This window comes from Fructobacillus pseudoficulneus (assembly GCF_900108455.1).
Lineage (GTDB): Bacteria > Bacillota > Bacilli > Lactobacillales > Lactobacillaceae > Fructobacillus > Fructobacillus pseudoficulneus.
Window position 1 is genome coordinate 166,887 of record NZ_FNWS01000001.1, and the last position, 19,209, is coordinate 186,095.

The 19,209-nt window shown below is 44.8% G+C and carries 17 protein-coding genes, 1 riboswitch and 1 other annotated feature; of the genes, 3 read left to right on the forward strand and 14 right to left on the reverse strand.

The annotated features are described in order from the left end of the window. Positions 1 to 6: 6 nt before the first annotated feature. The 7 genes from BLW39_RS00805 to leuS all read right to left on the reverse strand — a co-directional run bounded on the left by BLW39_RS00805 (position 7) and on the right by leuS (position 11,030). Complete coding sequence (locus tag BLW39_RS00805) at positions 7 to 951, reverse strand: phosphate/phosphite/phosphonate ABC transporter substrate-binding protein (protein WP_059375718.1); 945 nt, start codon at positions 949 to 951, stop codon at positions 7 to 9. A 400-nt stretch (positions 952 to 1,351) separates the two neighbouring features. Then, entirely contained in the window at positions 1,352 to 2,893 is a 1,542-nt protein-coding gene (gene guaA / locus BLW39_RS00810; protein ID WP_059375676.1) for a glutamine-hydrolyzing GMP synthase, read from the reverse strand. Between the two features lie 3 nt (positions 2,894 to 2,896). Beyond that, complete coding sequence (locus BLW39_RS00815) at positions 2,897 to 3,856, reverse strand: IMP dehydrogenase (protein ID WP_059375686.1); 960 nt, start codon at positions 3,854 to 3,856, stop codon at positions 2,897 to 2,899. A 53-nt stretch (positions 3,857 to 3,909) separates the two neighbouring features. After that, the gene (gene guaB, locus BLW39_RS00820; RefSeq protein WP_114666308.1) at positions 3,910 to 5,022 is read right to left on the reverse strand and encodes an IMP dehydrogenase; all 1,113 of its coding nucleotides are present in this window, start codon (positions 5,020 to 5,022) and stop codon (positions 3,910 to 3,912) included. Between the two features lie 83 nt (positions 5,023 to 5,105). Further along, positions 5,106 to 5,202: riboswitch (purine riboswitch) on the reverse strand. A gap of 76 nt (positions 5,203 to 5,278) precedes the next feature. Beyond that, entirely contained in the window at positions 5,279 to 6,253 is a 975-nt protein-coding gene (locus BLW39_RS00825; protein WP_059375701.1) for a YitT family protein, read from the reverse strand. A gap of 140 nt (positions 6,254 to 6,393) precedes the next feature. Further along, positions 6,394 to 8,490, reverse strand: a complete 2,097-nt coding sequence (locus BLW39_RS00830; protein ID WP_059375708.1) for a putative polysaccharide biosynthesis protein — start codon at positions 8,488 to 8,490, stop codon at positions 6,394 to 6,396. 104 nt (positions 8,491 to 8,594) lie between these two features. Then, on the reverse strand, positions 8,595 to 11,030 hold the full coding sequence (gene leuS / locus BLW39_RS00835; RefSeq protein ID WP_059375711.1) for a leucine--tRNA ligase: 2,436 nt from the start codon (positions 11,028 to 11,030) through the stop codon (positions 8,595 to 8,597). Between the two features lie 318 nt (positions 11,031 to 11,348). On the opposite strand from leuS, the gene BLW39_RS00840 reads away from it, so the two are divergent. Together BLW39_RS00840 and BLW39_RS07150 are read left to right on the forward strand one after the other, a co-directional pair. Then, the gene (locus tag BLW39_RS00840; protein WP_059375715.1) at positions 11,349 to 11,876 is read left to right on the forward strand and encodes a hypothetical protein; all 528 of its coding nucleotides are present in this window, start codon (positions 11,349 to 11,351) and stop codon (positions 11,874 to 11,876) included. Between the two features lie 63 nt (positions 11,877 to 11,939). After that, on the forward strand, positions 11,940 to 12,071 hold the full coding sequence (locus BLW39_RS07150; RefSeq protein ID WP_275936408.1) for a hypothetical protein: 132 nt from the start codon (positions 11,940 to 11,942) through the stop codon (positions 12,069 to 12,071). Between the two features lie 106 nt (positions 12,072 to 12,177). Here the strand turns inward: BLW39_RS07150 and tuf are convergent, their stop codons facing one another. From tuf to BLW39_RS00875, 7 genes are all read right to left on the reverse strand, one after another. Continuing rightward, entirely contained in the window at positions 12,178 to 13,365 is a 1,188-nt protein-coding gene (tuf, locus tag BLW39_RS00845; RefSeq protein ID WP_059375723.1) for an elongation factor Tu, read from the reverse strand. A gap of 172 nt (positions 13,366 to 13,537) precedes the next feature. Beyond that, the gene (locus BLW39_RS00850; RefSeq protein WP_059375726.1) at positions 13,538 to 14,449 is read right to left on the reverse strand and encodes a hypothetical protein; all 912 of its coding nucleotides are present in this window, start codon (positions 14,447 to 14,449) and stop codon (positions 13,538 to 13,540) included. A 67-nt stretch (positions 14,450 to 14,516) separates the two neighbouring features. Continuing rightward, complete coding sequence (locus BLW39_RS00855; RefSeq protein WP_059375728.1) at positions 14,517 to 16,388, reverse strand: ribonuclease J; 1,872 nt, start codon at positions 16,386 to 16,388, stop codon at positions 14,517 to 14,519. A 220-nt stretch (positions 16,389 to 16,608) separates the two neighbouring features. Then, positions 16,609 to 17,028, reverse strand: coding sequence for a 50S ribosomal protein L20 (rplT, locus tag BLW39_RS00860; RefSeq protein WP_059375730.1), 420 nt, complete (start codon positions 17,026 to 17,028; stop codon positions 16,609 to 16,611). 45 nt (positions 17,029 to 17,073) lie between these two features. Next, positions 17,074 to 17,271: a 50S ribosomal protein L35 gene (gene rpmI / locus BLW39_RS00865; protein ID WP_047974238.1), complete on the reverse strand. Its 198-nt coding sequence runs from the start codon at positions 17,269 to 17,271 to the stop codon at positions 17,074 to 17,076. Positions 17,272 to 17,326: 55 nt separating this feature from the next. Next, the gene (infC, locus tag BLW39_RS00870) at positions 17,327 to 17,845 is read right to left on the reverse strand and encodes a translation initiation factor IF-3 (protein ID WP_059375922.1); all 519 of its coding nucleotides are present in this window, start codon (positions 17,843 to 17,845) and stop codon (positions 17,327 to 17,329) included. Positions 17,846 to 17,879: 34 nt separating this feature from the next. Beyond that, positions 17,880 to 18,005, reverse strand: a sequence feature (ribosomal protein L20 leader region). Between the two features lie 70 nt (positions 18,006 to 18,075). Then, positions 18,076 to 18,729 carry a DUF1361 domain-containing protein gene (locus BLW39_RS00875; RefSeq protein ID WP_059375925.1) on the reverse strand — a complete coding sequence of 218 codons (654 nt, stop codon included), beginning with the start codon at positions 18,727 to 18,729 and terminating at the stop codon, positions 18,076 to 18,078. Positions 18,730 to 18,952: 223 nt separating this feature from the next. Between BLW39_RS00875 and rpmF the strand changes: the two genes are divergently transcribed. Further along, positions 18,953 to 19,126, forward strand: coding sequence for a 50S ribosomal protein L32 (gene rpmF, locus BLW39_RS00880; RefSeq protein ID WP_047974236.1), 174 nt, complete (start codon positions 18,953 to 18,955; stop codon positions 19,124 to 19,126). Positions 19,127 to 19,209 lie beyond the last annotated feature (83 nt).

Sequence of the window (19,209 nt, forward strand, 5' to 3'; positions counted from 1 at the left end):
GCTAGATTACTTAATCTTTGCCATTGTGCTATCGTAATCACGAATATCATCAAAGTTTGAATCCTTTGAGTCGGTTACACCGGCCCATGAATAAACATCGTTAAAGACTTTCTTTCCTGCATCAGTCTTTGAAACTGCGATGATGGCTGCCTTGATCTTGTCTGAATCAGAACTTGAGATACCCTTACGCAAAGTAATTGTATCGTTTGGAATACCCTTGGTGTAGTAAAGAACACGTGTGTTCTTAAATACATCAGGTTGATCCTTCTTGACCACGTTACGTGCGTCATCGAAGATAAAGGCTGCATCAGTGTCACCGTTTAATACTGACATGACACCTTGGTCGTGACCCTTAACCTGAACAAGGGTTGAATCCTTCACGACGTTGACACCCTTCTTGTACAATTCAACAGTTGGATAGATATATCCGGCTGATGAAGTTGCTCCTTGAACGGCAATCTTCTTTCCCTTCAAGTCCTTGATTGACTTGATTGATGAATCTGCGCGTACAAGAACCATTGACTTGTAGCTATTTACTAACTTATCAGTGTTAGCACCTGTGTTATCATCCTTCATACCCAAACGAGTAGATTGCAAGATAACCTTTGCCCCATACTGCTTGTGGGCTGTTACATAACCATCAGGTGGCAAGAATCCCATGTCCACCTTCTTTGATCCCATCGCTTCAATCACGGTGTTGTAATCCGTTGAAATTGAAACGTGCACTGGGATTCCCAATTGCTTGCTCAACAAGTCTTCCAATGGCTTTGCCTTGGCCAAAATAGTATCAGCCTGTGATGAAGGAACAAACTGAATGTTCAATTCCTTCATAGACATCTTGCTACTGCTTGATGAGTCGGTCGATGAGTTTGAATGCTTTGATCCGGTAAAGACAAAGAATCCCCCAATTACGACCACTAGCACAACAACTGCTGCAATGATCTTCTTCATAGCGCTATTTTGCATGATGCGTTCTTTCACTCCTCTTTACGACGATACGATAATAGTGCAACTGCTGATTGTTTGTTGACGATTAAGTAACTGGGCAAAAACCTAATTAACTTGTCCGTAACAACTAAATTATCACTTATATTAAATGAATATTCAAGTATTTTTGTACATTTTGCTGCTGAGTTTTCTAAAACCGAACAATTCCCGAACAAAAGGTCAATAGTTGTCCTTATAGTTTTCAATTAGTCTAGACAAATTAGACCATTTTGTCTAACAAAACAAACCGCTGACTTAAAATTATTTGAACATAAGAAAACCCCGAAACTTGGTTTTATCCAAATTTCGGGGTTTAAATCATAATATTCAGTGTTTTTTACTTCACTAGAAAAGCCCTATCAACTTATTCCCATTCAACCGTTGCCGGTGGCTTAGCCGTAATGTCGTAGACGACGCGGTTAATGTGGTCCACTTCGTTAACGATTCGTGAAGAAACCTTTTGCAAAACATCCCATGGCAAGCGGGCAAAGTCAGCTGTCATTCCATCCACTGAGGTAATGGCACGGACAGCGACAGTGTACTCGTAAGTACGGTAGTCACCCATCACACCAACAGACTTGTTGTTCGTCAAAACAGTAAAGTACTGCCAAACATCGCCTTCCAAACCAGCCTTGGCGATTTCGTCACGCAAGATGAAATCTGATTCACGGACCGTCTTCAAGCGGTCTTCCGTGATTTCACCCATGATGCGAATTCCAAGACCTGGTCCTGGGAATGGTTGACGCCAGACCAACTCATGGTCCATTTGCAACTCTTCACCCAAGGCACGAACTTCGTCCTTGAACAACTTGTTCAAAGGTTCAATCAAGGTAAAGTTCATTTCTTCAGGCAAACCACCAACGTTGTGGTGTGACTTGATTGTTTGGGCCGTGTCGGTTCCTGATTCAATCACATCAGTGTACAAAGTACCCTGAGCCAAGAAGTCAACGTCCTTCAACTTGATGGCTTCATCGTTAAAGACTTCGATAAATTCGTTACCGATAATCTTACGCTTTTGTTCTGGATCAGTAACACCGGCAAGCTTTGACAAGAAACGATCCTGGGCGTCAACCTTGATGATGTGCAAACCAAACTTGCCACCCAACATGTCCATCACTTGTTGGGCTTCATTCTTCCGCAACAAACCGTGGTCGACAAAGATACAAGTCAATTGGTCGCCAATTGCCTTTTGCAACAAGACACCAACGACAGATGAGTCAACCCCACCTGACAAACCAAGCAAGATCTTCTTGTCACCAACTTCGGCGCGAATTTTTTCAATTTGTTCATCAATGAAACCAGCCATTGTCCAAGAAGCATCTGCTCCAGCAATGTTGATAACAAAGTTCTTAATAATTTCTTTTCCGTGCTCTGACAAAGTCGTTTCAGAGTGGAATTGCACGCCGTACAAACGATCATCATCATTGGCAATTGCTGCAATTGGTGTCTTTTCAGAACCAGCAGCAACAACAAAGTTGTCGGGCAACTTCGTTACGTTGTCAGAGTGTGACATCAAGACAACTTGCTCTTCTGGTGTACCAGCAAAGAGCTTTGAAGGGGCAGTTTGCTTGATAACAGTCTGACCAAATTCACCGTTTCCAGGGTTGGCTTCAACCTTACCACCCAAGTGTTGGGCCATCAGCTGCATCCCATAACAAACACCCAAGACAGGGATTCCCAACTTGAACACTTCAGGGTCAATTGAGTAAGCATCATCGTCATAAACTGACTTTGGTCCACCAGAAAGAATAATTCCCTTTGGATTGTATGCCTTAATTTCGTCAATCGTCATCTTTGATGACTTCAATTCGGAGAAAACTCCGAGTTCTCGGACACGCCGAGTAATCAATTGATTGTATTGTGACCCGTAGTCCAATACTAAGATTTTGTCATTACCTGTGGTCATGGCTTAGTCTCTTTCTTGTTCAACGTAGTTTGGTGCTTTTTTGGTAATTTCCACATCGTGTGGGTGTGATTCTTTCAAGCCATTATCCGTGATTTGGACAAACTGTGCTTTCTCTTTTAAATCAAGTACCGTATGTGAACCAGTATACCCCATTCCGGCCCGTAATCCACCATCAATTTGGAAAACAGCATCGGCTGGGACTTCTTCTTTCACCAAATAATCGGATACCATCACCAAATCGGCACCGGCAGCCAAAGCCTTGACCACGTCACCAGAATAGTGAATGCCGCCTTGAGCAACCACCGCCTTTTGCAATGGCGTAGCAACAGCAGCAACACCCATAACAGTCGTCAAGAATGGAAAGTGAATGTCATCGGCTTGCTTTGAATTAATTGAACGACCAGCAATTACGGCATCAACGCCAAGGTCATACAACTTTTCGGCAACTGCTGGGTCTTCAACCGTTCCAACAGCTAAGGCAACTGTTGGGACAGCAGCTTTGAGGTCCTTAATTTGAGCAGCAGCTTCATCGTTAAAGTCGCCATTCAAATACAAGAACAAGGCAGCCACACCGGCATCAACCAAGGCCAAAGCGCGTTCCTTCACATCAGCAGTCAACCAGATTTCAGCCCCAAGGGCGTAGCGACCAGCGGCATCAGTCAAAGTCTGTGGGTTCTTGTCCAAATCAACCGCAGATTGCTTCACTGCTTCCACGGCGGCAACCTGGTCAGCAATCTTTTCACTGGCAGCCACTAAACCAAGTCCACCAGATTGAGCAATCGCTAAAACAAGGTCAGTAGCGTTAGCGTCAGGGTTCAAAGTTGCCCCAGCTAATGGGTTATTCAAGGCTAAATCACCAAGACTAGTCTTCAAATCCACCATATGTGGCAAGACATTTGAAGCGGCTGGAACCAACAATGTTTCATCGTAACCCAAGCCGTGTTGTACGTTTGTATCAGTCATCATTTCTCCCAATCAATCTTTTATCTCAATCAGTTTTAAATACTACTTACTGCTTACAAAGAAGCTTGGTAATCAAAGACAGTCGTTGTTCTTTGAACATTATCAGCTTGGTCAATGGCTTCTTGAACATTCTTGACGCCGGCTTCGGCCATTTCATTCTTCAAATGATCCAAAATTGGCAACAAGATATCAGCCAAAGTTCCCTTATAAGCCACGCGGGCTTCGATACCTTCTGGTACCATCTTCTTGGCTTCATTCACTTCACCTTGGAAGTAACGGTCCTTTGACCCATTTTCCATGGCAGCAATTGAACCCATACCGCGGTAGAACTTAAACTTCTGACCGTTGTCTTCAAAGACTTCACCGGGAGTTTCCTTGGTTCCTGAGAACATTGAACCAAGCATAACGGCATTACCACCCATGGCAATTGCCTTCATGATGTCATCAGGTGTCTTGGCTCCACCATCGGCAATAATTGCCTTACCGCGGCGCTTAGCTTCCTTCGCAGCATCACGAATGGCTGACAATTGTGGCACACCAATTCCGGCAACCACTCGAGTAGTACAAATTGATCCAGGACCAATTCCAACCTTAACCACGTCAGCACCAGCATCATATAAGTCAGATGCTGCGCCTTCAGTAGCGATGTTTCCAGCAATAATGTTGACGTCAGGGAAGGCGTCTTTAACTTCGCGAACCTTACGCAAAACCCCTTCTGACTGTCCATGAGCAGAATCCAAGATAATCGCATCGGCACCGGCATTCACCATGGCAGCAGCCCGATCAACCGTGTCATTAGTTACCCCAACGGCACCAGCGACAATCAAACGCCCCTGTGCATCAGTGGCTGAATTGGGAAACTTAGCCAAATCAACGGCAGCTGCCTTGACCTTAGCAACTTCCGCTGCCTGATCAGCAATCGTCATGTTCTTGTGAATCACACCAAGTCCACCAAACTGAGCCAAGGTAATGGCAAAGTTCGCTTCCGTAACCGTGTCCATTGCGGCTGATAGCAAAGGAATCTTCAGCTTTAAGGTGGGTGTCAACTCCGTTTCTAAAGAAACAGCATCAACTGATACTTCGTCATGCTTCGTGTCTGCCATTTTCATGTCATCAAATGTCAAACCCATTGGGACGAACTTATTTTTAATATTAAATTCTGCCATGATTCTCCTCACCATCCTGCAGATATAGGCAAAAAAAGAGCATTTTGCAGCCACACAGCTCCGCAAAATGCTCCCTAAAAATACTTTAGTTGGCACTCACGGATAGTCACGACTTTTGGGGCGTGGTAGAGACTGCTGGCCATTTTCCAGCGATATATCTGTAAATTTCTGTTAAATTGTTATTCACCATTGTACCCGGTTTTTTCTCATTAAGCAATAGAAAAATCCGAACATTAAATAAGAAAAAAATGAGGAATTAATCCTCATCTTTTAATTGATTCAATTGGTCTGCCAACTGCTGTTCTGCTTCCAGTTGCGCATCAATCGTAATAGCCTTTGGCGCCATTGATTTCTTCATTTGAAGCTGACGGTCAGCATCCCAGAACTCACCAGCAACTGAAACCGTCGACAAGAAATTGATGAAGGCTTTGGGGTCTTCATGACGGACCGTTTCTTGCATTTCAAAGAGTTCAAACCGCGAGATAACCATCATCAAAGTCGTTGACTCACGCTTAGTATAAGCCCCCTCAGATGGCAAAATTGTAATTCCCCGAATTAAGTCACGGTGCAAGGCGTCGATCACCTCGGGACCCTTGGTCGTCACAATCATCGCCGTTAACTTCTGGTAACCAGTATAAATCGCATCAATTACCCGACCAGTAGCGTAAATCCCAATTAGGGTATAAAGGGCATTTTGCCAACCAATAAAGGAACCGGCAATCAAAACAATCACAAAGTTGACTGCATTGTTAAATGCACCGATTGACTTCCCCGTTCGCTTTTGAACTACCATCGAAATGATGTCAAAGCCACCCGTTGAAAAACCATAACGCAAAGCAACACCAACAGAAGCCCCAACCAAGAGCCCACCAAAGAGCGAAGCTAAGAGTGGCTGAGTTGTAAATGGGTGCACGGGCACGAAAATCAACATGAAGGAAACGACCACCGCGTTGATGAAGGAAACAATGGTGAACTTACCACCAATCATCTTCCAGCCCATGATTCCAATTGGAATGTTAAAGATTAAGAAAAAGAGTCCAGTTGGAATCCGAAAATGCCAGATATTAAAGACTAATAAAGAAAGTAACTGAGAAATACCATTAATTCCAACAGAAAAAATATCGTTGGGAATTAAGAAGTAATTTAGTCCAAAGACTTGCAGTCCAACCGAGAGAATAAAGACGGCAACCGTTAAGGTATTTTTACGCCAATTTTTTTTCCGAGATTGCATAGCAAACCCCTCTTTCACAAAGAATTTATCACTGACCTTCATCATATCACAGAAGACAGCGACAATCAGTCTTGCGCTGCATTTTTTTCGAATAAGTGACAACAAAAAAACCAAGGCTTTGACCTTGGTTTTTGTAAAAATTATTCACTCTTTGTATTTGGCCGTTGTCCGCGGGACAAAACTTGCTTTAAAAGGCCAAAACGGCGGTATAAGACAAGCAAAACAACCAGACCGGCTAGGACAGCCAAGCCCGTCGAAAGTCCGGCTCCGACCTTGCTATCGGCTGCTAAGAGATAAGTTTCTGACAGCCAAGCCACCAAATAGGCGACTAAGGCCATTGCAATTGATGCCAAATACGTTTTTAACAGCGTACCGTGAATCGTTGCAAAAGAGACATGGTAGTTGTTCTTGAGAAAACGCAACATCAAGCCTAAGGACCAGCCTAAACCAATAGCAGTAGCAATCAACGCCCCCATTCCCTGGAAGAAGTACAGCAACGGTGCTTGGATAATCAGCTTGATCAAAAATCCCCAACCAAAGGCCCGCATCACCTCTCGTCCATGAGACAACGCCTGTAAAACAAAGGCGAGCAACATGAACAAAGACATAATAATCGTCAAAATTGCCGAGAATTGGAGCAAATAAACCCCTTCTTGGACGGTGTGATCAATTGGATAGAAGAACCGGTACAAAGGACCTGCAACGGCGTACATCCCCAATGCCGCTGGAATCAAAACCAACGACGTTAAGCGTAGAACGGCAATTAATTGCGTCCGTAATTCGGTGAAATTCCCCTCTGCCTTTTTGGCCGCTAAAATTGGCAAGGCTGTGGCGGCAATACTAGTAGCAAAGGAAATCACAATCATCACCAACTTATTTGGGTTGGCCGAAAAAAGGGCAAACTGTATTTGCAGTTCACTTAAGCTTGTATGAAAGAAAGCTTTCATCAAGGGGAAGAAAGTGTACTGATCAACAAATAAGAACAGGTTGGTTGAAGAACCAATCACCACAAAGGGCCAAGACTCCTTCAAAATGTTGCCAACCATGGCTAACGTCCGGCTGCCAGTTGCCTGTTGGTCAACATGGCGGTGCCGGCTTAACGTCGTTGCTTGACTGTTTGAATCATTCAAGTTTTGTCCCGGGACTCCGGAGGCCGCTGGATGAATCAAGCGCGCGTAGCGCACCCAGCCATAGCACAAGACGGCTAAGGAGAATAAGGCCCCAATGAAGGCGGCAAAGGTCGACTGAACGACGGCCCCGGTCCAGTTGCTGCTATCATGACTCAAGACCAACCAAGTCGCCGCCAACAGATAAATTACCCGGCCAACCTGTTCTAAGATATCGGACAAAGCCGAGATATGCATCAACTGGTGACCCTGAAAGATTCCCCGGATCATTGACATGACCGGAAAGACGAGGACGGCCGGTGCCAATGAATGCAAGACTGGCACCACTTCGGCGTTGCCATTTGATAACCAAGGGGCGGCCACATACAATAGCAAAGAGAAGACCAGGCCAAGAACAAGGCCAATTTGTAGGGACTTTTTCGTCAAAGACCACAGGCCTGCTTGATCTTTTTTAGCAATCAACTGGGCCATTACCTTTGAAATCGCCGATGGGAAACCAAAGGTCGCAATCGAAAGTAAAATCGCATAAATGTTGTAACCCTGTGAGAAAAGCGCATTTCCCTGGTTAGCGGCCGCACCCAGCATGGCGAGCCATGGCAAAATGTAGACCGCCCCCAAAAGCCGGGACACAATGTTTCCCAATGAAAGCCAAAAAGAACCCTTAACCAGGGCGTTATCCCCCGCATGAGCATTTTGACTTTGATCAATTGCCTGGCCGTCGCTAGCAGACTGTCCGAGGTTCGCCACCGTTTGATCGGCTAGCGCACTAACATCCACTTCTTGGTCGGCCAAAGTACTGAGATCAACTTTTTGTTCTTTCCAGTCGCTAACGACTGGTTGGTCAGTGGCTTTAGCCTGGCTTGAATTGTCCAAATGAGCAACTCCGGCTGGTCGCTTGAACTTTGATGTAGCAGCCTGGCGCTGCTGCTTTTGTTTGTTATTCGCTTCTTTTTTCTGATTAGCAGACCAAAAACTCTTGGCCTTCTTACCCCGACTCCGTGGGCGTAAGTTTCCCTCGAGCTTAGCAAGCAATTCATCGGCTGTTAAATAATCTTCAGCCCGTTGACTATCCTTTGACAAGTCCCCTTGTCGCTTTGAATCATGGGTCATGACGTTCCCCTTTAAATATGTACCCCACCAGCCGTCATTTGCTGGTGGGTTGTCTTGGAAAATTTAGTCTAAATCAGCTAAACACCAAGATAACACGTTCGCCCTTACTTGGCAACAATATTGACGAACTTCCCTGGAATGGCAATAATCTTTTTCACATCAAGCCCTTCCAAGTTCTTTTGAATTTTTTCATCTGCCTGAGCAGCCGCAATCAAGTCATCTTGGCTGGCATCGGCTGGCAAGACCTGCTTTGACCGCACCTTACCGTTTACTTGGAAAATAATTTCCTTTTGGTCATCAACGATGGCCTTTTCATCATAAGTTGGCCAGGCAACATAAGTGATTGATTCCTTTGAGCCCGTCAACTTTTGCCAAAGTTCTTCTGCCAAATGTGGCGCAAATGGTGCCAACATTTGAACAAAGCCTTCCATGTAGGCAGCTGGCAAATGGTCAGCCTTGTAGGCATCGTTAACAAAGATCATCAACGTGGAAATAGCCGTATTGAAGTGCATGTTTTCCAAGTCTTCTGTGACCTTCTTGACCGTGGCATTGTATTCCTTCTTCAAGGTGTCATCGTCTGCCTTGTCGGTCAACTTGTCCGTGATTGAACCATCATCTTGCACAAGCATCCGCCAAACACGGTCCAACCAACGACGGGTTCCGGTTACCCCTTCTTCAGACCAAGGCTTGTTTTGAGTCAAAGGACCCATAAACATTTCATAAATCCGCAAGGTATCGGCACCATATTCGTTCACGATATCATCAGGGTTCACCACGTTACCCTTTGACTTTGACATCTTTTCATGGTTGGCTCCCAAAATCATTCCCTGGTTAACCAACTTGTGGAATGGTTCCTTTTCCTTCACCACGCCAAGATCGTACAAAACCTTGTTCCAGAAGCGAGCGTACAACAAGTGCAACACGGCGTGTTCAGCACCACCAACGTACAAATCAACATTCTTCCAGTAAGCTAGCTTGTCAGTGTCAGCCAGGGCCTGGTCGTTTTGAGCATCGATAAAGCGCAAGAAATACCATGATGAGCCGGCCCACTGTGGCATCGTGTTGGTTTCACGGCGGCCCTTGACACCGTCTTCACGGGTCACTTCCAACCACTCCTTGGCATTGGCCAATGGTGATTCACCAGTACCAGATGGCTTCAACTGTTCTTCCGTCATCTTTGGCAAGCGCAATGGCAATTCATCTTCCGGTACCAAAGTTTGTGTACCGTCTTCCCAGTGAATAACAGGAATTGGTTCACCCCAGTAACGCTGGCGTGAGAAAATCCAATCCCGCAAACGGTAGTTAACCTTCTTTTCACCGGCATCGTGTTCTTCCAACCAATCAATCATCTTATCAATGGCTTCTTGCTTGTGCATGCCATCAACAAAACCAGAGTTGATGTGAACGCCTTCACCGCTATAAGCTTCCTTGCTGATGTCACCACCTTCAATGACTGGTGTAATCGTCAAATCAAACTTCTTGGCAAAGTCGTAATCACGTTGGTCATGGGCTGGCACACCCATCACGGCCCCAGTTCCATAAGATGCCAAAACATAATCGGCAATCCAGATTGGCAACTTCTCACCGTTAACCGGGTTAGTAGCATAAGCACCGGTGAAGACCCCTGACTTATCCTTGTTCAAATCAGTTCGTTCCAAGTCAGACTTCGTTGCAATTTCTTCTTGATAAGCTGCAACGGCTGCCTTTTGGTCTTCAGTAGTGATTTCATCAACCAAATCGTGTTCTGGTGACAAAACCAAGTATGAGGCCCCAAATAAAGTATCTGGACGAGTTGAGAAGACCTCAATTTGCTTACCAGCATGGTCTTGGACGTCAAAGCGAATTGATGCACCAACTGAACGGCCAATCCAGTTTCGTTGTTGTTCCTTGATGGCTTCAGGCCAATCCAAGTCATCCAAGTCATCAATCAAGCGGTCGGCATAGGCTGTAATCCGCAAAACCCACTGCTTCATTGGCTTACGATAAACGGGATAACCACCACGTTCTGTCTTACCATTGATAACTTCTTCATTGGCAACGACTAAACCACCACCCGGGAAATCAGGCGCCCAGTTAACCATGATTTCGTCTTCATAGGCCAAGCCCATTTCATAGAGTTTTTCAAAAATCCATTGGGTCCACTTGTAATAGCTAGGATCCGTCGTGTTAATTTCACGGTTCCAGTCATATGAGAAACCGAGTGACTTAATCTGGTTCTTAAAGGTTTGAATATTTTGGTTCGTAAAAGTAGCAGGGTTATTTCCTGTCTTTAAGGCATATTGTTCCGCTGGCAGACCAAAGGCATCCCAACCCATTGGGTGCAAAACGTTGAAGCCGCGAGCTCGCTTAAAGCGTGATACGATATCCGTGGCAGTATAGCCTTCTGGGTGCCCAACGTGTAGTCCCTGACCTGATGGGTAGGGAAACATGTCTAAGGCATAAAACTTTTCCTTTGCTGAGTCGTCTGGTGCTGCAAAGGTTTGGTCTTCATCCCAAAACTTTTGCCATTTCTTTTCAATCTGTTGATGATCGTATCCCATTTTTAATCCTCCATGTACTAAAAAAGCCCTATGTTAAGCCAAAAAAGCCTAACATAGGGCGATAATAATCGCGGTACCACCTACGTTCGTTCAATTACTTGAACCTCGAAGTTGCCTTAACGCAGCAAGACGTACCGACTACTTCGATTCACCGGTAGGGGTTTCAACCGAGTTCGTGATTTTGGTTGGTAAGCTCACAGCCCCGCTTACTTTCTGACGCTCCGCCATCATTACTAGTTGTTGAAAAGTACCCTTATTATAGCACAAGCACGGCAAAGTTCGCTATACTATTAGTAGTAGAAAAGAAAAGGAGTTCGTATGCAAATTTCGAATCGTCACTTTATTCAAAGCACACTTGAAAGTCTCATCGAGCCGGGCAACCTGGTCCTCGACGGTGCTGCCGGAATCGGTATTAACACCCGTTTTTTTGCGAGCCGAGTTGGTGCAAACGGTCACGTACTTTCATTTAACGAAAGCAAAGAAGACGCAAATAAAACGGCTTCTTCCCTCTTTATGGCTGGCCTACAAGACCGAGTCGACGTCATTAACGGGGCAGTCACTAAGGACAAATTAGAAGCCGAGATTGGTAGAGTTACCAAGGTCGATGTAGCCATCTTGGACTACGGTTCTGACACCGGTACCTCCTTACCCACTCGGGAAACTTTAAACGAGCAAATTAATCTCATTTGGAACCAAATTAAAGATGATGGCCTCCTAATTGTTAATCTGACTCGCAATCAGCAAGCGGCCAACTTTGATGTGTCCATCACTGACGATACCAATAAGGCCAGTTATCAAACCTCATCAGACCTAACGTATTTGTTGGAACGTAAAAGTGAGAACTAAAAAGTACAGATAGAAAAACCAACATGGTATAATAAGCGCAAGAAATGAATGGAGGTGGAGAATATGGGACGAATCGTAAACCAAGAAGAACACATCAATACCCCTTTAGAAGAACTAATTAACATGCCAACTGTTGATAGTGAACAGGATAAAGTTGACCGTGCTAAGGCACTAGGCCAAATCAAAAAGAACTAAAGATAGCAAAAAGGTGCCGAACCATTACTGGTTCGGCACCTTTTTTGTTAATTAATTTAAGCAAAAGAAAAAAGTCCACCGAAGTGAACTTTTTGAAAAATAATAATTATTCTTCGATTTCAGTAACAGTTCCGGCACCAACAGTGTGGCCACCTTCACGAACAGTAAACTTCAATCCCTTTTCAATGGCAACTGGTGCGATCAATTCAACGTCGAACGTTACTTGGTCACCAGGCATAACCATTTCAACACCTGCTGGCAATTCTACGACACCAGTAACATCAGTTGTGTGGAAGTAGAATTGTGGACGGTAGTTAGTGAAGAATGGAGTGTGACGTCCACCTTCTTCTTTAGTCAAGACATAAACTTCAGCCATGAACTTCTTGTGAGTCTTGATTGAGCCAGGAGCAGCCAAAACTTGACCACGTTCGATCTGGTCACGATCAACACCACGAAGCAAAGCACCGATGTTATCACCAGCTTGAGCTTCTTCCAAAGTCTTACGGAACATTTCGATTCCAGTAACCGTAGTCTTTTGGATTTCTTCCTTCAAACCAACGATTTCAACTTCAGTACCAGTAGTCAAGACACCACGGTCAACACGACCAGAAGCAACAGTACCACGACCAGTGATCGTAAATACGTCTTCGACAGGCATCAAGAATGGCTTGTCATCTTCACGGGCTGGAGTTGGGATGTATGAGTCAACAGCATCCATCAATTCCATGATAACCTTAGCTTGTTCAGGATCACCTTCCAAAGCCTTCAAAGCTGAACCCTTGATAACAGGAATGTCATCGCCTGGGAAATCGTATTCTGACAACAATTCACGAACTTCGATTTCAACCAAGTCGATCAATTCTTCATCGTCAACCAAGTCAGTCTTGTTCAAGAAGACAACCAAGTGTTCAACACCAACCTGGCGAGCCAACAAGATGTGTTCGCGAGTTTGTGGCATAGGACCATCAGTTGCGGCAACAACCAAGATGGCACCATCCATTTGTGCGGCACCAGTGATCATGTTCTTAACGTAATCCGCGTGACCTGGGGCATCGATGTGGGCGTAGTGACGAGCATCAGTCTCATATTCGATGTGAGAAGTGTTGATCGTGATACCACGTTCCTTTTCTTCAGGAGCGTTATCGATTTCAGCGAAATCAGTAGCAGTTCCACCATCTTTTTCTGCCAATACCTTTGAGATAGCAGCAGTCAAAGTAGTCTTTCCGTGATCGACGTGACCGATCGTACCAATGTTAACGTGGGGCTTATTGCGAACGTAAGTTTCCTTAGCCAATGTAGTTTCCTCCAATTTTGTCTCTCAGTTTTTTGTCCCGAGAAAATCGTATGTTTATATTTTACAACGCTTGGGCCATAAAGGCAACCATATTCAGCGTTTTTCTGGCACTTAAGCCGACACTTATTATACTAATTCCCAGGTTCTTTGTAAACACCCTAGGATTATGAATTTATTCCACTCCTAATTGCAACAATGCTTGATGAACTTGCCCGTGAATTGCTTGTTGCTCAGCGCTTTCAGTCACAGCGTCTTCTTGATAAAAAGCAGCGACATCTGCCTCAATCCAGGCCACCGGATCAACCACACTTTCTGCCAATCTTGGGAAAATCAGCATCGTTTCCAGACGGATTTGGTCAAATAAAGCCTGGTAAGCGACCGGATCTTCTTGGCCAACCTGTTCGTCCAGCGCCGCCATCATGGCCACGAAACGGTCATCAGCAAATGCCGTAGCCAATTCGGTTAAATTAACTTGATATCGTTGACCGTCCAGCCATTGGTATTGAACGGCTTCCTTAACGGCCAGTTGCTGCAAATCAGCCAGCAAAGTGGCCCGCATTAGTGGTGTGGAAAAAGGGTCCACCAAGAGGAACTTTGCCCCCGTAATAAAGGTAGCCACCGGCAAATGAAAGGCCTGTTGATAACGTTCTTGTTGTGCTGACAGATTTTCATCGCTCAAATGGTAAAACTGTTGGGCGATTGTCTTAAGTGTTTGACTTTGCTGGTCTTCTGCCTGCTTTTCTTTGGCCCGAATGTCTTCCAGCAATTCCTCCCGGTCACGCTCGCCTTGTCTTTGCATTGCCCACTGTTGCGCAAAAACAAAGTTTTGCGTTTGTAGGAGCAAGTTAAAGTAAAGCAAAAAGAGATTTTCATGTTGGGCATAGTCTGACAAAAAATCACTAGCGTATTCTCGAGCCAGTTGGTATTGCTCATCAGCCTGCAGAGCTAAAACGAGCTGGCGGTTCAAAGCCAAACTCTGCTCTTCTTGATAAACGACCGCAAATAGTTCGGCAGCCTGGCGGTAGTTTCCCTGGTCAAATTCAGCCTCGGCCCGTTCTTTTTGTTCCTCAATCGATTCTACCAAATGCACTCTCCCTTATCTTTGTTCATTATTCTAACAAATTCTAATAAAAAAAGCCCTTCCGGGTCTTTTAATTATCCTTTGGCTTAGGAGCCTCGGTTGCTTTTTTCTTACCTTGGTTAGGGTTCTTAGCTCCCTTTCCCTTAGCTTGATTCTTTTGGTTACTCTGGTTCTTTTGGTTTTTCTTACCGTTGTTACCAGTGTTTTTCTTATTATTCTTGTTGTTTTGCTCTTGTCCCTTACCGTGGTGCTGTGGCCGACGGTTTTGGTTGACTTCCATCACCACTGGCATCACCATTGGGCGACGGCGCGTTTCGTTGAACAAGAAGCGTGACAACGATTCCCGCACACCATTTTTTAATTCATTCCAGTCGAATGACTTTGAATTCTTCAAATAGTCTTCAATGGCATCAATCGTTAGCTTACCGGCTTCCTTCATCAGGTCGCGGTTGGCTTTCACGTAGACGAAACCACGAGAAGTCATCTTGGGCTTTGAAACGACCTTACGCTTCTTGCGATCAATCGTCACCACCGTGACAAAGACGCCGTCTTCCGATAGGATGCGGCGGTCACGCAAGACAACGTTACCAATATCGTTTAATGAATCCCCATCAATCATGGTTTCACCAACGGTAAAGCCATTCTTCTTTTCAAAGGTTTCGCCATCATAAACGTATTGGTCACCACGCTTAGCCAGGATAATCTTGTCGCTTGGAATGTTAACTTCCTCAGCGGCCTTCTTAGCCGTGACCATCACACGAAATTCTCCAGAAACTGGGAAGAAGAATTCCGGCTTCATGAAGTTAATCATCATTTGAACGTCTTCGGCTGAAGCATGTCCCGATGACCGCAAATCAGCTGAAATTTGCTTAACGTCAGCTCCCTGACGGAAAAGCAAGTTTCTGGTCTGCGCCACGTAAGATTCGACTGCAAACGATGGTGTCGTGGCGATAAAGACCAAGTCAGAGTCACCCAAGGTGATATTAGGGTTTTCACCCTTCGCCATCTTGTGCAAGTTCTTGACTGGCTCACCCATCTTACCAGTTTCCAAGACCACGATTTGGCCGGCTGGCAAAGTTTCCAAGTCAGACAACTTGGCAAACAATTCCTCCGTAGGCAGTGGCAAGTTCAACTTTCCCAACTTCAAGGCTGAATGGACGATTTGTTCCACATCTTGTCCTGAGAAGATCAAGCGACGGTGCGTCTTGGCCGTTGCGTCGATAACTTGCTGAACACGTTGAATGTTCGAAGCCACAACGGCAACAATGATCCGCTTGCCCTTCGCACTGACAAAGGATTCCTGAACGTACTCATGAATCCGCTTTTCGCTTACCATTGGCTTACCGGTATCTTCGGTGCCAGCAGAATCAGCCAACAAGGCCAAAACTGGCTTAGAACCAATTTCAGCCAAACGAGCATAGTTTGTTTGGTATGCATTTTCAGCCGTTTGATCAAACTTAAAGTGACCAGTGTAAACGATTTGACCTTGGTCCGTCCCTAAGACAATTCCCAAGGCTTCCGGAATTGTGTGTGTCACGTTGAAGAATGAAACCTTTACCGTGCCAAAGTCAATTTCAGTATTTTCATTAACCGTGTGGAAGTCGTCAAAACTCTTGAGCGACTCCTCTTCTTGGATGGCCAACTTAGCCAAGTCAATCGTTAATTCTGAACCAAAAATTGGCACCTGTAATTGCTGCAACAAGTAAGGCAAGGCCCCAATTGAATCGGCATGGCCGTGCGTCAAAAAGATTCCGGCGATCTTGTCTTGGTTGGCAACGAGGTACTCAAAATCAGGGATGACAACGTCAATCCCGAGTTGTTCCGTTTCGGGGTACTTGAGTCCTGCGTCCAAGATGAAAATTTCATCGTTGACTGAAACGGCATAGATGTTTTTGCCGTTTTCACGCACTCCCCCAAAGGGAATGATACTTAAATCTGTCATGTTATTTCCTTTAGTAGTCGATTTTTTAAAGTGAATCATCTTGAGAAAACGGTACTTTGACCAATGTTTTCTCTTGTCTCGATTTCAATTACATCTATCTTAACATAAAAGGCTGGTGCTTTGCAGGCCAGAGAGGAATCTCTTCGAAAAAAATCAGATTTAAGCCACAAAAAAAGACCTGGTTAATACCAGGTCTTTTTTTAAGACTAGCTCAATCGAATTAACGATCAACCTTAACAGTCTTTTCAGTAGTTGCTGCGTTACGGTCTTGGACCAAAACTGAACCCTTTGACAAAGCGTCCTTTGCTTGTTCAGCAATCTTAGCAAATGTGTCAAAGTCAGATACGGCCAAATCAGCCAACATCTTACGGTTCAAATCGATACCGGCCAAGCTCAAACCGTGCATCAACTTTGAGTATGACAAACCGTTCATCCGGGCTGCGGCATTGATCCGTGCAATCCACAACTTACGGAAGTCGCGCTTGCGGTTCTTACGATCGCGGTAAGCGTACAAGTATGACTTGTAAACTTGTTGCTTAGCAACCTTATAATTGATGCGACGTTGACCACGGTAACCCTTAGCCAACTTGATAAACTTTTTGCGACGTGCGCGTGAAACTGTACCACCCTTAACTCGCATGGGTAATTCCTCCTAAAAATAGTATTAATTAAACGACCCTTTAAATTAGAGGGTAGACAACAACTTAGCGTACTTCTTGATGGTTGTCTTGTTCATCATCCGAGTACCACGCAACTGACGACGTTGCTTCTTTGTCTTACCGTGGAAACGGTGTGATGTGTAAGCTGAGGCTGACTTAAAGCCACCCTTAGCTGTCTTCTTGAAACGCTTTGCTGAAGCGCGGTGAGTCTTCATCTTGGGCATGAGTCCATATTCTCCTATCGTTTTTCAAGTATCCTAGAAACCAACTGTTATTGGCTTAACCCTTTTTAGGAGCTAAGACCAAGAACATTTGCCGGCCATCCATCTTAGCGCGTTGTTCAACCTTGGCAATATCGTCCAATTCGTTGGCCATCCGTTCTAAGACTTCTCGTCCAATGTCTTGGTGAGTGATCATTCGACCACGGAAACGCAAGTTCAACTTCACCTTGTTTCCCTTTTCAAGGAACTTGATAGCAGCCTTCTTTCGCGTTTCAAAATCACCAGAATCAATCACTGGTGACATACGAACTTCCTTCACCTGGACAACCTTTTGGTTCTTGCGTTGTTCTTTTTGTCGCTTTTGCGCCTCGAACTTTGCTTTTCCCCAATCCATGATTTTAGCAACCGGTGGAACAGCGTTGGCCTGAACAAGCACCAAATCTTCTCCCAAGTCATCGGCAATGTTTTGAGCATCGCGCGTTGACATTTCTTCTTGCTTACCGTCATGAATTAATAGAACCCGACTTGCTCGGATATTATCGTTGACTAAATCAACTTGTCGTGGTTGACGTGCTATGGCTAGGTACCTCCAAAAATATTTGTTGTGAACAACGAAGAAAAAAGTGAGTGAACCGAAGTCCACCCACTTTACCTGACTGTACAATTAAGTACAACGTGTATCTGCCTAGCAACAACAATCGTCACGAGGCGAGAAGCGGGTGCTCCTACTTGTTCAACACATAGTACTATACGCACTTTGCCAATAATTGTCAAGCATTCCCCGCTTATTTTTATTTTGATAAAAGACTATTTTTCAAAGTTTTGCCCCTGGATAGCCAAGTTGGCCAACAGCCGCCCACCAAAGTGGTAAACGACTAGGATGGCAAACTGTGCTGCCGCAAACAACAAAACAAAGGCGACCATGTGAGCCGAGACGGCCCCTTCCATATAGGCCAAGACTAATTTGAAGTTCGTGAAGACATCCCAGGAATTCAACCGCAAGAAGCGACCAAGATAAATACCAAAGGAAGAAATCAGTGAAACCACGCCCAAAGTAAACAAGACCATCAGGGTTCCCTGCTTTGGTAGGAACTTACGCATCATGATCTCCAGAGACAAAATTCCCAAGAAAACCCCTACAAAGATTCCAGCGGCCAGGATTGAGTAATTAAAGTACTGGAAACGAACATCTAACGAATCACTAATGTACTGTAAGTGGATAAAATCTGTAATCATGTACATGGTATTAGGGAAGAAAAGAAACCACAAGAAGGAAAAAACTGCCTGAAGAATTTTTGGCTTTGAGATTAAAACGAGTAAGGCAAAGTCCAATGGCAACAAAGCCAAGAAAACATTCCACATCAAAAAGTCAAAATGAGTGGGCGCCACCAGGACAAACAAAATAAAGGCCAACACAACTAAGTGCACCATTACCATACTTTTAATATTTTGCTTGACCATCTGCATCTGCTCACCTTTTTATCAATACCCTAAGTGGCCCTAACGTCAATTAAAGCCAGCTATTCATACCATCTATTCTAACAGAATTTACCCCTTTCGTTAAGCCTTCGGCCGGCATTATTTGCCAAAACAGTCAAAGGAATCTTTGCATTATTATTGACATTCATTCATAAGTTCGATAAACTTAACTAGTTGATAAATTGGACCGAAAGGAGGTGCCAGCATGGCTACCCCATCAAACAAGAATTCTAAGTCTCACAAGCGTAACCGCCGCGGACACATCGGTTTGAACGTGCCAAACATTGTTTTGGACAAGACTACCGGTGAATACCGCGTTGCTCATCGCGTCTCCCCATCAGGGATGTACAACGGTAAGCAAGTGACCGAAAATAAGTAATTGATTGAAAGCCTCGCTGAAAAGCGGGGTTTTTTGTTGTCTTTTAAAGAGACTGCCCCTGCCACTAGTGGCTTGCTTCCGTT

Coding starts and splice junctions, on each gene's coding strand:
- BLW39_RS00805 (WP_059375718.1), bottom strand. CDS start 951: ATGAAGAAGATCATTGCAGCAGTTGTTGTGCTAGTGGTCGTAATTGGG.
- guaA (WP_059375676.1), bottom strand. CDS start 2,893: ATGACCACAGGTAATGACAAAATCTTAGTATTGGACTACGGGTCACAA.
- BLW39_RS00815 (WP_059375686.1), bottom strand. CDS start 3,856: ATGACTGATACAAACGTACAACACGGCTTGGGTTACGATGAAACATTG.
- guaB (WP_114666308.1), bottom strand. CDS start 5,022: ATGGCAGAATTTAATATTAAAAATAAGTTCGTCCCAATGGGTTTGACA.
- BLW39_RS00825 (WP_059375701.1), bottom strand. CDS start 6,253: ATGCAATCTCGGAAAAAAAATTGGCGTAAAAATACCTTAACGGTTGCC.
- BLW39_RS00830 (WP_059375708.1), bottom strand. CDS start 8,490: ATGACCCATGATTCAAAGCGACAAGGGGACTTGTCAAAGGATAGTCAA.
- leuS (WP_059375711.1), bottom strand. CDS start 11,030: ATGGGATACGATCATCAACAGATTGAAAAGAAATGGCAAAAGTTTTGG.
- BLW39_RS00840 (WP_059375715.1), top strand. CDS start 11,349: ATGCAAATTTCGAATCGTCACTTTATTCAAAGCACACTTGAAAGTCTC.
- BLW39_RS07150 (WP_275936408.1), top strand. CDS start 11,940: ATGGGACGAATCGTAAACCAAGAAGAACACATCAATACCCCTTTAGAA.
- BLW39_RS00855 (WP_059375728.1), bottom strand. CDS start 16,388: ATGACAGATTTAAGTATCATTCCCTTTGGGGGAGTGCGTGAAAACGGC.
- rplT (WP_059375730.1), bottom strand. CDS start 17,028: ATGCGAGTTAAGGGTGGTACAGTTTCACGCGCACGTCGCAAAAAGTTT.
- rpmI (WP_047974238.1), bottom strand. CDS start 17,271: ATGCCCAAGATGAAGACTCACCGCGCTTCAGCAAAGCGTTTCAAGAAG.
- BLW39_RS00875 (WP_059375925.1), bottom strand. CDS start 18,729: ATGGTCAAGCAAAATATTAAAAGTATGGTAATGGTGCACTTAGTTGTG.
- rpmF (WP_047974236.1), top strand. CDS start 18,953: ATGGCTACCCCATCAAACAAGAATTCTAAGTCTCACAAGCGTAACCGC.